Origin of the sequence: Nonomuraea gerenzanensis (assembly GCF_020215645.1) — a bacterium.
Lineage (GTDB): Bacteria > Actinomycetota > Actinomycetes > Streptosporangiales > Streptosporangiaceae > Nonomuraea > Nonomuraea gerenzanensis.
This window is the reverse complement of the sequence record NZ_CP084058.1, coordinates 7009854-7022631: the sequence shown is the minus strand read 5'-3', so window position 1 is coordinate 7022631 and position 12778 is coordinate 7009854. Positions and strand designations below refer to the sequence as shown.

11 protein-coding genes are annotated in these 12778 nt (G+C 71.8%); 6 read left to right on the top strand and 5 right to left on the bottom strand.

Annotation, left to right across the window (positions count from 1 at the left end; translation table 11 throughout):
• Positions 1-61: 61 nt before the first annotated feature.
• The 5 genes from crcB (at position 62) to LCN96_RS32750 (ending at position 3948) form a co-directional block, all read left to right on the top strand.
• The gene (gene crcB / locus LCN96_RS32770) at positions 62-418 is read left to right on the top strand and encodes a fluoride efflux transporter CrcB (protein ID WP_225266296.1); all 357 of its coding nucleotides are present in this window, start codon (positions 62-64) and stop codon (positions 416-418) included.
• Between the two features lie 67 nt (positions 419-485).
• Positions 486-1040: a hypothetical protein gene (locus LCN96_RS32765; protein ID WP_225266295.1), complete on the top strand. Its 555-nt coding sequence runs from the start codon at positions 486-488 to the stop codon at positions 1038-1040.
• An 80-nt stretch (positions 1041-1120) separates the two neighbouring features.
• Positions 1121-1915 carry a class I SAM-dependent methyltransferase gene (locus tag LCN96_RS32760; RefSeq protein ID WP_225266294.1) on the top strand — a complete coding sequence of 265 codons (795 nt, stop codon included), beginning with the start codon at positions 1121-1123 and terminating at the stop codon, positions 1913-1915.
• Between the two features lie 29 nt (positions 1916-1944).
• A complete protein-coding gene (locus LCN96_RS32755) occupies positions 1945-2988 on the top strand; it encodes a class I SAM-dependent methyltransferase (protein WP_225266293.1) in 1044 nt (347 codons plus the stop codon).
• A 39-nt stretch (positions 2989-3027) separates the two neighbouring features.
• Positions 3028-3948: a S1C family serine protease gene (locus LCN96_RS32750; protein ID WP_225266292.1), complete on the top strand. Its 921-nt coding sequence runs from the start codon at positions 3028-3030 to the stop codon at positions 3946-3948.
• 73 nt (positions 3949-4021) lie between these two features.
• Here the strand turns inward: LCN96_RS32750 and LCN96_RS32745 are convergent, their stop codons facing one another.
• The 5 genes from LCN96_RS32745 to LCN96_RS32730 all read right to left on the bottom strand — a co-directional run bounded on the left by LCN96_RS32745 (position 4022) and on the right by LCN96_RS32730 (position 12347).
• Complete coding sequence (locus tag LCN96_RS32745) at positions 4022-5314, bottom strand: glycosyltransferase family 4 protein (RefSeq protein WP_225266291.1); 1293 nt, start codon at positions 5312-5314, stop codon at positions 4022-4024.
• Between the two features lie 162 nt (positions 5315-5476).
• Positions 5477-8602, bottom strand: a complete 3126-nt coding sequence (locus tag LCN96_RS32740) for a S41 family peptidase (RefSeq protein ID WP_225266290.1) — start codon at positions 8600-8602, stop codon at positions 5477-5479.
• A gap of 84 nt (positions 8603-8686) precedes the next feature.
• Positions 8687-8809, bottom strand: a complete 123-nt coding sequence (locus LCN96_RS56795) for a hypothetical protein (RefSeq protein ID WP_263657347.1) — start codon at positions 8807-8809, stop codon at positions 8687-8689.
• Between the two features lie 176 nt (positions 8810-8985).
• The gene (locus tag LCN96_RS32735; RefSeq protein ID WP_225266289.1) at positions 8986-10917 is read right to left on the bottom strand and encodes an elongation factor G; all 1932 of its coding nucleotides are present in this window, start codon (positions 10915-10917) and stop codon (positions 8986-8988) included.
• A gap of 398 nt (positions 10918-11315) precedes the next feature.
• Positions 11316-12347, bottom strand: coding sequence for an Rv2578c family radical SAM protein (locus tag LCN96_RS32730; RefSeq protein ID WP_225266288.1), 1032 nt, complete (start codon positions 12345-12347; stop codon positions 11316-11318).
• Positions 12348-12479: 132 nt separating this feature from the next.
• On the opposite strand from LCN96_RS32730, the gene LCN96_RS32725 reads away from it, so the two are divergent.
• Complete coding sequence (locus LCN96_RS32725) at positions 12480-12761, top strand: DUF3040 domain-containing protein (RefSeq protein WP_225266287.1); 282 nt, start codon at positions 12480-12482, stop codon at positions 12759-12761.
• Positions 12762-12778 lie beyond the last annotated feature (17 nt).

The window sequence follows — 12778 nt, the reverse complement described above, 5'->3', positions numbered from 1 at the left end:
CAGCGCCCGACGTGCTGGAAGCGGTGTTGGAAGCGGTGTTGGAAGCGGTGGTGGGAGCGCGGTGACGGTGTTGCTCGTCGTGCTGGGGGCGGCGGTCGGGGCGCCGCTGCGCTACCTGGCGGACCGGGCCGTGCAGGCGCGGCACGACACCGTCTTCCCCTGGGGGACGCTGACGGTCAACGTCGCCGGCTCGGCGCTGCTGGGTTTCCTGGCCGCGCTACCTGCGCAGGGGTGGGCGATGGCGCTGGCGGGCACAGGCTTCTGCGGGGCGCTGACGACGTACTCGACCCTGGGGTACGAGACGGTGCGGCTCGTGGAGGAGGGCGCTCGCTTCCACGCGGTCGCCAACGCGGTGGCCTCCGTGGTGGCCGGGCTGGGTGCGGCCTTCTGCGGGGCGGCGCTGGCCCAGGCAGTATGATCACCGGCGGGAGGGACGACACGTGGGTCATGTGCTTGCGCGGCTGGCTGGGCACGGAGTGACATTGGTGCCCTGGTGGCCCTACGGATTCGAGCGTTCCCCCGACACCCCCGACGTCGTGACCGTCATCCAGGGAGCGGGCGAGTCGACCCGCACCGCGACCGTCGACGTGACCGACGCGCGCACCGTGGAGCAGGTCGTGGACGTGCTGCCGGGGCCCGAGGAGCGGGTCTGGCGGATCGAGACCTCGCAGTACTCGGTGATCTGGCCGGACGCCTTCGCCATCGAGTCCGCGCCCACCGGCGACTCCACGCCGTTCTACCTGTGGGGGCCGGACGAATGCCTCATCTACCCGCAGGGCCCGCTGGACCGCGGCCGTATCCCGCCGCTCGTCGAGCTGGCGGGGCCCGGCCAGACGATGCTGTCGGAGCAGCATGATCCCGAGCTGTCGTCGGTGGACCTGGCGTACCGGCACGAGGGGGAGAGCTGGCGGCAGTCCCACCACCTGGTGCCGTTCGGGGCGGGGCGCGCGCTCGTCATCACCGCCCAGGCGCCCGCCGCGCACGCCGGCCTCATCTGGGCCTCCGCCCAGGCCGTCGCCCGCAGCGTGACGGCGCGCTAGCGGGCCCGTCCCGGCGCGGCCGGTGACCCGGCCCCGCCCGATGGAACGGAATGTCACGCCCCCAGGAAGAGGGGGGCGTGATGGCCACGGAGATCTGGAACACCGGCGACGCCTACGAGGCGTACGTCGGCCGCTGGAGCCGGCCCGTCGCCGAGGTCTTCGTCCGCTGGCTGGGCCTCCCGGCCGGCGGGCGATGGCTGGACGCGGGCTGCGGCACGGGAGCGCTGACCACGGCGATCCTCGCCACGGCGGACCCCGCGCGGCTCGTCGGCCTGGACACCTCGGAGGGGTTCCTGGCCACGGCCCGCACCCGCGTCACCGACCCGCGCGTCACCTTCCGCACCGGTGACATGCGGGCGCTTCCCTGGCCGGCACACCGCTTCGAGGCCGTGGTCAGCGGCCTGGCCCTCAACTTCGTCCCTGAGCCGGCCCGCGCCGTGGCCGAGTCGGTCAGGGTCGCCGCACGGGGCGGCACCGTCGCCGCCTACGTGTGGGATTACGCGGGCGGCATGCGGCTGATCCGGCACTTCTGGGACGCGGCCACCGCGCTCGACCCGGCGGCGGCCGAGCTGGACGAGGGACGCCGCTTCCCGCTGTGCCGGCCGGACCGGCTGCGTGAGCTGTGGACGGACGCGGGGCTGGACGGCGTGACGGTCCTGGCCATCGGCACGGCCACCACGTTCACCGGCTTCGACGACTACTGGCGGCCGTTCCTGGGCGGCCAAGGACCGGCGCCCGGCTACGTCACGTCCCTCACGCAGGAGCACCGGAGCGCCCTGCGGGAGTCGCTCCGCGCCCGCCTGCCCACCGCCGCGGACGGCTCCATCCCGCTGACGGCCGCAGCGTGGGCGGTCCGCGGCACCGCATCTCACTGAACCAGCACGCGACAGGGGAGTTCACAGCGATGAACGAAGAACGACTGATGCAGTTCCTCGGCAGGTTCGTCAGCGACGTCGGCGCCACCATGGCGGCCGGCGGTGTCCTGATCGGCGATCGGCTCGGCCTTTTCCAGGCGCTCGCCGACAAGCCGCAGCTGCCGAAGGAACTGGCCGACCGCACGGGCACGGCGCCGCGTTACGTCGAGGAGTGGCTGCGCGGGCAGGCCGCAGGCGGCTACGTCGAGTACGAGGCCGAGACCGGGCGCTACTTCCTGACCGAGGAGCAGGCGTACGCGCTGACCGACCCGGACGGCCCGGTGCTGGGCGGCTTCCAGCTCGCCCTCGGCGCGCTGAAGGCGGAGCCGCGGATCACCGAGGCGTTCCGCACCGGCGAGGGCCTCGGCTGGCACGAGCACCACACCGACGTCTTCTCCGGCTGCGAGCGCTTCTTCCGCTTCGGCTACACCGCGAACCTGGTCGGCTCCTGGCTGCCCGCGCTCGACGGCGTGGAGCCGGGGCTGCGCGCCGGGATCCGGGTCGCCGACGTCGGATGCGGGCACGGCGCGTCCACCACGCTCATGGCGCGGGCCTTCCCCGCGTCCACGTTCGTCGGCTGGGACTACCACGGCGCCTCGGTGGAGCAGGCCCGCGAGCGGGCCGGGTCGCTCGGGCTCGGCGACCGGGTCGCGTTCAGGCAGGGCAGCGCGCAGACCTTCGACGACGGGCCCTACGACCTGGTGACCACGTTCGACGCGCTGCACGACATGGGCGATCCGCTCGGCGCCGCGCGGCGCGTGCGCGGGCAGCTGACCGGCGACGGCACCTGGATGATCGTGGAGCCGGCGGCGGGCTCGTCGCTGAGCGAGAACCTCAACCCGGTGGGCCGCGCCTACTACGCGTTCTCGGCGTTCCTGTGCGTGCCGAACGCGTTGTCGCAGGAGGGCGGCTACGCCCTCGGCGCGCAGGCCGGGGAGGAGCCGGTGCGGCGGCTGGCGGCGGAGGCGGGGTTCGGCCGGTTCCGCCGGGTGGCGCAGACGCCGTTCAACATCGTCTACGAGGCACGCCCCTGAGGAGTTACCGTGTAAGCAGGTAATCATCAGGAGGACTCCATGGCGGACCCCCTCGACGCCTACTCTCAGGTCGTGTCGTCCGTGGCGGCCGAGCTGCTGCCCAAGGTGGCCGGCGTGCGGACCCGCCGGGGCAGCGGGTCCGCGGTGGTGTTCACCGCCGACGGGTTCCTGCTGACCAACGCGCACGTGGTGGGCTCAGCCCGGTCCGGCAGCGTGGCGTTCGCCGACGGCTCGTCCGGCGACTTCCAGGTGATCGGGCGGGACCCGCTGTCGGACCTGGCGGTGATCAGGGCGCAGTCGGCCACGCCGCCGCCCGCCGAGCTGGGCGACAGCGACGAGCTCGTGGTCGGCCAGCTCGTGGTGGCCGTGGGCAACCCGCTCGGGCTGGCCGGGTCGGTGACGGCGGGGGTGGTGTCGGGGTTAGGGCGCTCGCTGCCCGCGCGCAGCGGTGCCAACGTGCGACTGATCGAGGACGTCATCCAGACCGACGCCGCGCTCAACCCCGGCAATTCGGGCGGGGCGCTGGCCGACTCACGGGCCCGGGTGGTCGGGATCAACACGGCGGTCGCCGGGGTCGGGGTGGGGCTGGCCGTGCCGATGAACGGCACGACCCGCTCCATCATCGCGGCGCTGATCAGGGACGGCCGGGTGCGGCGGGCGTTCCTGGGGCTGGTGACCTCGCCGGCGCCGCTGCCCGAGGAGCTGCGCCGGCGCACCGGGCAGAACGGGGCGCTGCGCGTGGTCGAGGTGGTGCCGGGCTCGCCCGCGCACCAGGCCGGGCTGCGCGCCGGCGACCTGGTGCTGAGCGCCGGGCGCGCCCCGGTGGAGGACGCGCAGAGCCTGCAGCGGCTGATGTTCGCCGAGGCGATCGGCCGGCCGCTGCCGATCACCGTGCACCGCAACGGCGCACTCGTGGACGTCATCGCCGAGCCCGTGGAACTCACGGGCACGGGCGTGTGACGCTGCGGCTCGCAGAAGGGGCTCGCAGAAGGGGCTCGCAGAAGGGGCTCACAGGAGGGGCGCGCAGGAGGGCTCACGGGCAGGGCGGCGGCTGCTCCGGCGTGACGGCCGGGCGGGACCTGGCCTCGCGGCGGGCCAGCAGGTCGTCCAGCAGGTCGTCCCACTGCCGCCCGACGACGTCCACGTCGTACGTGCGCGCCGTCTCCAGCGCCCGCGCGGCCAGGCTGCGGCGCAGCTGCTCGTCCTCGATCACCCGGATGATCGACTGGGCGAGGTTGGCGTTGGTGCGCGGCTTGACCAGCAGCCCGTCGACCTCGTTCGTGATCATCTCCTTGGGCCCGTGCGGGCTGTTGAAGCTGACGATGGCCAGCCCCTTGGCCATCGCCTCCAGGATCGTCATGGGGAAGCCCTCGTGCCGCGAGCTGAGCACGTAGATCGACGCCTTCTCCAGCTCGGCCCCCACGTCGGTGGTGGGCCCCGGCAGCTCGACCTTGCCCTCCAGGCCCGCCTCGGCGATCTGCTGGGCGAGGTTGTCGTGCTGCGGGCCGGCGCCGTAGATGCGCAACTTCCAGTCGGGGTGCGCGGCGGCGACCGTCTCCCAGGCGGTGATCAGCCGGTGGAAGCCCTTGATGCGGGTCATCCGGCCGACCGCCACGGCCACCTTGGCGTCCAGCTTGGAGATGTCGCCCGTCATCGGCGGCACGGCGTTGGGGATGCGCGCCAGCCTGCGCGGCTTCTTCGGCAGGGTCTCGCGGTAGTCGCGCAGGTCGGCCTTGGTGAGCGTGACCAGCGCGTCCAGGCGGCGGTAACGCCACTTGATCAGCTCCTGGACGGGCTCCGGCTGAGTGCGCAGGGCCACGTGCTCCTGCCCGATCGTGATCACCCCGGGCTGGGCTAACTGGGCCATCGCCAGGTTCAGCCCCGGGCGGGTGGCCATCAGCACGCCGGTGTCGAGCGAGCGGATGTAACGCGCCAGCCTCAGATCGGTCCACAGGTTGAAGCGGTGGTAGGCCGACTCCTCCTTGGGGATGAGCCTGCTCGGCAGCTTCGACAACATCGCGCGTACGGGGTCATGCCCGGGATCGACCCGGTCGTCCAGGAAGCGGAACTTGACGCGCGGGTCGATGGGGAAGAACGGCTCCTCCGCCTCCTTCAGGATGCTGACGATCTCGACGTCGTGGTTCTCGGCCAGGTAGCTGGCCAGGTTGAACACGGTCCTGATCGTGCCGCCCATCCCGTAGGCGTGCAGCAGGAGGATGCGTACCTGCCGGGTCGACGGCGGCGGGGCGCTGCTCGCCTTGCGCCGGTTGTAACCCCGATAGAGCCGTCGCATCGCCGACTTGCCCTTGCGTGCCAGTGCGCGCACCTGGAAGATCCCCCTTAGTCGCGGAAGCAGTCTCAACACACGTGGCCGGTGGTGAGAACGGTTGCCTCACCACCGGCCGATTGTCTCTCCGTCGGCGGAGTGCACTCTGTTCATCCCCGATGCACTTTCCCCACCTATGATCTTTAGACGCCAGAAAGGTCATCAAGGTTGCATGCGCGGCCTATGCCGGGGATCGGGAGTATGCGGCGGGTGCTCGGCCAGCAGCTCCAGCGCGACGTCGATGGCCCGCTCCAGCTGCGTGTCCACGCCTCTGGCGTAGTCCTGCGGGGTGATGTCCACCTCGATGTCGGGATCGGTGCCGTAGTTCTCCACCTGCCAGCCCACATCGTCGAAGGCGAAGGAGAACTCCGGCTGCGTCGTCACCGTCCCGTCGGCGAGCGTGTGCCGCGGCCAGATGCCGATCACGCCACCCCACGTGCGCCTGCCGACCAGCGGGCCCAGCCTCAGCAGCTTGAAGGTGTGGCTGAAGATGTCGCCGTCGGAGCCCGCCCACTCGTTCGTGACGGCCACCAGCGGGCCGCGCGGCGACTCCGGCGGGTACGGCTCCGGGTCGCCCCACCTCGGGTAGTCGTAGCCCAGCCGCCGCCTGGCCAGCTTCTGCAGCAGCAGCGACGAGACGTGGCCGCCGCCGTTGAAGCGCACGTCCACGATGAGCGCGTGCCGGTCGTACTCGGCCAGGAACCCCCGGTGGAACTCGCCGAACCCGTCCGGCCCCATGTCGGGCACGTGCAGGTAGCCGATCCGGCCGCCGGAGCGCTGGTGGCACTGGGCGCGGTTGAGGTTCACCCAGTCGCGGTAGCGGGCGGGCTGCTCGTCGGCCAGCGCCCGCACGGTGACGGTGAAGACGCGCTCCTCGCGGCGCAGCGTCAGCTCGACCTCCTCGCCGGCCTGGTTCACCAGCCGTTCGTTGGGGGTGGCCGTCCCCACCCCGATGGGGGCGCCGTCGATGGCCAGCACGGCGTCGCCCGTCCGGACGTCCAGCCCGAGCCGGTTCAGCGGCGAGGTGGCCAGCGGGTCCCACGGGTCGCCCGTGACGATGGCGGCGATGTGGTAGACGCCGTCACGCAACCGCCAGTCCACGCCCAGCTTGCCCTGGCTGTAGTCGGGGCCGGGGCGGTACTCGCCGCCGCTCTCGTAGGCGTGGCTGGTGGCCAGCTCGCCGTGCAGCTCCCACAGCAGGTCGGAGAACTCGCCCCGGGTCGTCACCCGATCCACCAGCGGCCGGTACCGGTCGTACACGGCCGGCCAGTCCACGCCGGCCATGTCCTCGGTCCAGAAGTTCTCCCGCTGCAGCCGCCACGCCTCCCTGAACATCTGCCGCCACTCCGCCTCCGGGCAGACCGACACCTTGATGCGCGACAGGTCGATCCACCCGCTCTGCCGCCCGGGCGCCTCCTCCTCGCCCGGCACCTCGCCCGCCTTCACCACGCGCAGCCGGTTGCCCGCCCGGTACAGCAGCGTCCGGTGGTCGCGCCCCAGCTCGAACCCGCTCACCCCGTCGGCGAACGTCTCGCTCTCGCCCTTGGCGAAGTCGAACAGATGCAGCGTGTCGTCCCCCTGCAGCGGGCTGGTCAGAATCAGCGCCTTCCCCTTCAGCCCCGCCACCCGCTCGTAGCGGCCCTCGGGCAGCGGGAACGCGGTGACCCGCCGGGCCAGACCGTCCACGTCCACCCGCAGCGGCTCCTCGCCGTCCTCCTCTTCCTCTTCGTCGTCTTCGTCGTCCTTGTCGTGCAGGGGACGGGGCCGGGGCACGAACGGGTCCGGCACGTCCTCGCGCAGCGCCACCGCGTACGGGCGGGTGCCCAGCGGGAAACCCAGGTCGAACTGGAGCTGGTCGTAGACGGGGGAGAAGGCGCGCTGGCCGACGAAGTACAGGTAGCGGCCCTGCGGGTCGAAGGCGGGCACCGAGTCCTTCAGCACCGGCTCGCTGGCCTGCGCCGTGCGTCCCGTTCCGGGGTGGTACAGCTTGATCGCGGTGGTCTGGGCGTTGAGCGGGCTCGCGTACGCCAGCCACTCGCCGTCGTGCGACCAGGCCGGGTCCTCCGGCGGGCCGTGCGGGTTCGCCTCCACCAGCTCGGCGCACCCGGTCTCCAGGTCGAGCAGGTGCAGCTCGTGGCGGTGGTTGACGACCGCGACCCGGTCATGGGCAGGATCGGGCACCAGGTCGTTGATCCGGCCCAGGCGGGCCACCTCCGTGCCGGGGCCGCCCTCGCCGCCCTCCAGGATGACCAGCTTCTCCTCGTCGCCGTCGTCGCTGGCCGCCGCGATGAGCCGGACGCCGTCGTTCAGCCAGGTCAGGAAGCGGTAGCGGACGCCGTCGGGGGAGCCGTGCTGGCGTACCGGGCCCTCCCAGTTCGCCATCGCGTACGCCTTGCCGCGCGCCGTGATCGCCAGCGCGCTGCCGTCGGGGCTCAGCGTGGCGCTGTCGAGGTAGTCGTCCGCCTCGACGAACCTGCGGTTGCGCTGCGTCCTGGAGCTGGCCAGCCGCACCTCCAGCCGCCGCGGCCGCTCACCGGGCTCCAGCAGGTACAGGTCCGCGCCCGCGTGGTAGACCAGCCGCCGGCCGTCGCCGGACAGGTTGCGGGCGTAGTAGTCGTCGTGGTGCGTGTGCTTGCGCAGGTCCTGGCCGTCGGGGGTGCACGAGTAGACGTTGCCGACGCCCTCGTGGTCGGAGATGAAGCACACCCGGCCATCGCTCCAGCACGGCGAGGCCAGGTTCCCCGGCAGCCTGATCAGCCTCCTGAACTCGCCGTCGCCGCTGGGGTCGATCCACAGGTCGCCGACGGTGCCGCCGCGGTAACGCTTCCACCGCGCCGGGTCGGCGGTGTTGCGGCCCAGCACGATCATGTTCCCCGGCCCGTACGCGATCGAGTTCGCCGGCCCGTACGGCAGCCGCTCCGGCACCCCGCCCGGCGCCACCCGGTGCAGCCACTTGCGGCCCTCGAACGGCTGGGACTGGTCACTGGCGTACAGCACGCGGTCCTCGGGGTCCCACCCGGTCACCGTGCAGCGGGCGCCGTGGAAGGTCACCCGGCGGGCCGCGCCGCCGCCGGACGGCATGACGTACACCTCTTCCGGGCCCTCCTCGCGCCCGACGAACGCGAGCATCTCGCCGCGCTCCGAGATCCGCGGATAACCGGCCTCGGCCAGCCCCGCGGTCAGCCGGAAGGCGCGCCCGCCGTGCGCGGAGACCATCCACAGGTCGTCCTCGGCGGCGAAGACCACCACGTCCTGGAAGACGGCGGGGAAACGCAGGTAAGCCGACATGACAGCTCCACTGGTCGATCGGACAGCCGGGGCACTCGCGGGGCCGCGGCCGTCCGATCACGTCACCGTCGCACGGCCGATGCTTCAGCCTTCGTCGGTGCCCTTCCGGCCTTCCCGCTTCGTCTCCTTGGCCTGCCTGCTGGTCTTGATGGCCTGCTTCTTGGACTTGCCGGACTTGGACGCGGGTTTCTTCTTCGTGTCAGCCATTGGAGATCCCCCCTGTAACGGATGAGATGCACCTGATTGGTACACCAAGCCCGTTAATACCCATCTAGCGACGAAACCCGACATACCACCTATCTAGGCGGCCGGTCGCCAGCCGCTGGGGTGGCACGCTCCCATCGGAGCGGTCGGTCACCGGCCGCCTCGGACCACCACACCCCTCACCGGAGCGGTCGGTCACCAGCCGCCTCGGACCACCACACCCCCTCACCATGGGACAACCCAGGCAGCCGCCGCTCAGCCTCATGCACCACCGCCGCCGGAATCTTCCCCTCCAACACCCACCCCTCACCCTCCCTGCGCGCATCGCGCACCTCACCACCCAGCGCCGCGAGCTGCGCCGTCACCGGCCCGAACGCCTCCAACGGCACCTCCGCCTCGAAACGGTGGCACGGCTCGTACACGACCGTGCCCGCCCTCTTCAGCGCCCGCGCCAGCACGACCGGCACCCGCCCCCGAAAGTCACCCGCCGTGGTGACCGGCGACGAGTAACCGGTCCTGGTCAGCGTCACCAGCACATCGGTCACCGGCCACCCATGCGGCCCCTCCCGCAGCGCCAGCCGTACGCTCTCCTCGATCGCCCGATGAAAGGCCAGCGGCAGCGACCCCAGATCCACCTCCAGCCGGTAACCGACCCCCGACCCCGCGGGCGCGGGCTCGACACGCAGGCCGACCGTGGCCATGAACTCGTTGCGGCCCTGACGCTGGATCTCCTCGACCGCCTCGCCGCTGCCCGACGGCCGCTCGAAGTACACCGGCCGGCTCGGCTCGAACTCCGCCTCCACCCCGAACTCCCTGGCCAGGGTCTCACCGATGACCTCCTTCTGCACCTCGCCGTACAGCAGGACCGAGGTGCCGCCGCCGGGCAGCGCCCGGGTGCCGATCAGCGGGTCCTGCTCGGTCATGGCGAGGAGCGCGGCGTGCAGGCGGGGCTCCTGGCCTGGGATCCGGGGGCGGACCACGGTCTCGAGGCTGGGCGGGGTGAAGTGCGCCTGGTTCGCCGGCCCCGGCTCGCCCAGGTGGTCACCGACCCGGATCTCCGGCACGCCCCAGATCTTGACGATGTCACCGGCCACGGCCTGCGCTTCTCGGGGCGCTCCGGCCACGGACAGCGCGGTCAGCCTGGCCTCGTACGCGTGGTCGGCGGTGCGGCCTGCGCCGCCACTGCCCGCACCCCCGCCAGCACGAGGACCGTCACCACCACTCCGCCGCTGCCCACGAAAGAAGGTCAGCGGCTCCCGCACCCGCAAGACCCCGCCCCGAACCCGCACAAACGCCACCTTCTCCCCCGAAGGAGCCCGCTCGACCGCGAACACCGTGCCAGTGGCCGACGCGCCCTCCACCGCCACCCGAGGCACAGCAGGAAAGAGCTCGGCGATCCCATCGAGCAGCTCAGGCAGCCCTTGCCCGGTGATCGCCGAGCCGAACAACACCGGACAAGCCACCGCCTCCCCACACTGCCGCGCCAGCGCCGCCCGCACCATCCCCTGCTCAGGCGTCTGACCATCCACGAGCAGCCCCAGCAGCTCGTCGTCCCGCTCCGCCAGCACCTCGGCGACCGCGTACGGATCGGTCACGGGCCGGGTGACGGCGGCCGGGCTGCCGAGACCGTCCACGGTGTTGAGCGGGACGCACGACGGCGAGAGGCGGCGCCGGATGTCGGCGAGCAGATCGTGCTCCCGCGCCCCCGCCCGATCGATCTTGTTGACGAAGATCAGGGTCGGCAGGCGCAACTTGCGCAGAGTCCGCATCAGGACCCGGGTGTGCGGCTGCACCCCCTCGACGGCCGACAGCACCAGGACGGCGCCGTCCAGTACGCCGAGCGCGCGCTCCACCTCGGCCACGAAGTCGGCGTGGCCGGGCGTGTCCACCAGGTTGACCCGCAGGTCACCCAGGGCGAAGGAGGCCACGGCGGCGCGGATGGTGATGCCGCGGCGGCGTTCGATCTCGCCGGTGTCGGTCTGGGTGTCGCCGCCGTCGACGCTGCCGAGCCGGTCGATGACGCCGGTCTCGAACAGGAGTCGCTCAGTGAGGCTGGTCTTTCCCGCGTCTACGTGCGCGAGGATGCCGATGTTCAGGACGTGCTTGATCAAGGAGCCCTCGGGAAACTCTCGTGCGGATGCCGTGCTGGGAGATTCCGAGGCGGCGCCGCATCCCAAGCTCCTTGATCGTGGTCCGACAGTGCCCGGCCATCCTGCCACCGGCCCCCATGTCCGGGCCAGCGATTTTTCGCTCGACGCGGTGCCGCGAGCCGTGGCCTCCGAAGGTCTCCGCCACGACGAGGGCACGCCATCATGGCGGCTGGCGCGGTGACCTCACGAAGCGGCCTTGCTCCCGCGATGGCGGCTCCTCGTGGTGACCTCACCCAAGCGGCTGCGCGATCCGCCACGACAGCTCAGGCGCTGCCCTCGCTCACACGGCCTTGCCCCAGGCTCCCGGGACCACCCCGTCCGAGCCGCCTCGCCCCTGCGTCGGCACTCGGAGGGGGCGGTCAGAGGAGCCGGAGTTGCTCGGGCTGGGCCGGGGCTGCCGGGCGGTGGGGTGGGATGCGGCGGGCCATGGCGGGGGTGGCCCGGCCGACTCCGTGGCGTTCCGCGAGGTCTCTGATCAGGGTCGTGATCCGCTGCTGGTAGGACTTCGGGGCGTACGCACCGCGCCCGTACAGCTCCAGATAGCGCGGCACCAGGCGCGGGTGCTCGCGCGACAGCCAGGTCAGCCACCACTCGCGGGCTCCGGGGCGCAGGTGCAGCACGATGGGGGAGAGGTGGGTGGCGCCGGCCTCGGCGATGGCCTTGACCGTGCGGTCGAGCTGGGCGGGGGAGTCGGTGAGGTAGGGCAGGACGGGGGCCATCAGGACGCCGCAGGCGATGCCGTTGTCGTTGAGGGTCGCGCAGGTTTCGAGGCGGCGGTGCGGGTTGGGGGTGCCGGGCTCGACGGCGCGCCACAGGTCGTCGTCGACGAAGCCGACCGAGACGTCGGCGCCGACGTCCGTCACCTCGGCGGCCTCGGTGAGCAGGTCGAGGTCGCGCAGGATGAGGGTGCCCTTGGTGAGGATCGAGAACGGGTTGGCGGCGTCGCGCAGCGCGGTCAGGATGCCGCGCATCAGCTTGTAGCGGCCCTCCGCGCGCTGGTAGCAGTCGACGTTGGTGCCCATGGCCACGTGGTGGCCGCCCCAGCGGGGCGAGGCGAGCTCCTTGCGGGCCAGCTCGGCGGCGTTGACCTTGACGACGATCTTGGAGTCGAAGTCCGCGCCGGCGTCGAGGTCGAGATATTCGTGGGTCTTCCTGGCGAAGCAGTAGATGCAGCGATGGCCGCAGCCCCGGTAGGGGTTGATCGTGTAGTCGAACGGGACGCGGCTGGCGCCGGGGACCCGGTTGATGATGGATCTGGCCCGGATCTCGTAGAAGGTCATCCCCTTGAACTCGGGCGTGTCGAACGTGCGGGTCACCGCGCCGCGGGCGAAGAGCGGCTCGGTCGGATCGGCCCGGCCTGGCCCGGTCAGGCGGAGGTTGTCCCAGCGCATGGCATGATTAGAACAGCAGTTCGAGCTTGATCGCAAACCGAAAAGAGGTTGCAATTAAGTGGTCAGGCGGTGGCTAATGATCTTCATGGTTGGGCAGGAAGACGCCACAGAGCTTGCGTTCCGGAGGTACTTATGGCCTGGTCGCAGGACGAGGAGCGGATGCTGGCCCAGATTGAGCAGCACCTCGTCGATGACGATCCGCGACTCGTCGCTCGGCTTGAGTCGTTCAACGAGCGGGTTCGTCGCAGCGAGGCGAAGTCGAACGGGCAGCGCGCGCCTCGTCGTCGGCCGCGCCGCACGACCGTCATCATCTTGATCAGCTGGTTGCTCATCGCCACGCTGGTCGCCACGCTCCTGATCATGCTCCTGCGTCACGAGGCCGCCGCCGCGATGGCTCTGGCCGTGGCCTTCTGATCACCGCACGCAGCTCC

Bases quoted from the DNA above. Each gene is read 5' to 3' on its own strand.
- LCN96_RS32755 (WP_225266293.1), top strand. From the start codon at position 1,945: ATGAACGAAGAACGACTGATGCAGTTCCTCGGCAGGTTCGTCAGCGAC.
- LCN96_RS32730 (WP_225266288.1), bottom strand. From the start codon at position 12,347: ATGCGCTGGGACAACCTCCGCCTGACCGGGCCAGGCCGGGCCGATCCG.
- LCN96_RS32725 (WP_225266287.1), top strand. From the start codon at position 12,480: ATGGCCTGGTCGCAGGACGAGGAGCGGATGCTGGCCCAGATTGAGCAG.
- LCN96_RS32740 (WP_225266290.1), bottom strand. From the start codon at position 8,602: ATGTCGGCTTACCTGCGTTTCCCCGCCGTCTTCCAGGACGTGGTGGTC.
- LCN96_RS32760 (WP_225266294.1), top strand. From the start codon at position 1,121: ATGGCCACGGAGATCTGGAACACCGGCGACGCCTACGAGGCGTACGTC.
- LCN96_RS32750 (WP_225266292.1), top strand. From the start codon at position 3,028: ATGGCGGACCCCCTCGACGCCTACTCTCAGGTCGTGTCGTCCGTGGCG.
- LCN96_RS56795 (WP_263657347.1), bottom strand. From the start codon at position 8,809: ATGGCTGACACGAAGAAGAAACCCGCGTCCAAGTCCGGCAAGTCCAAG.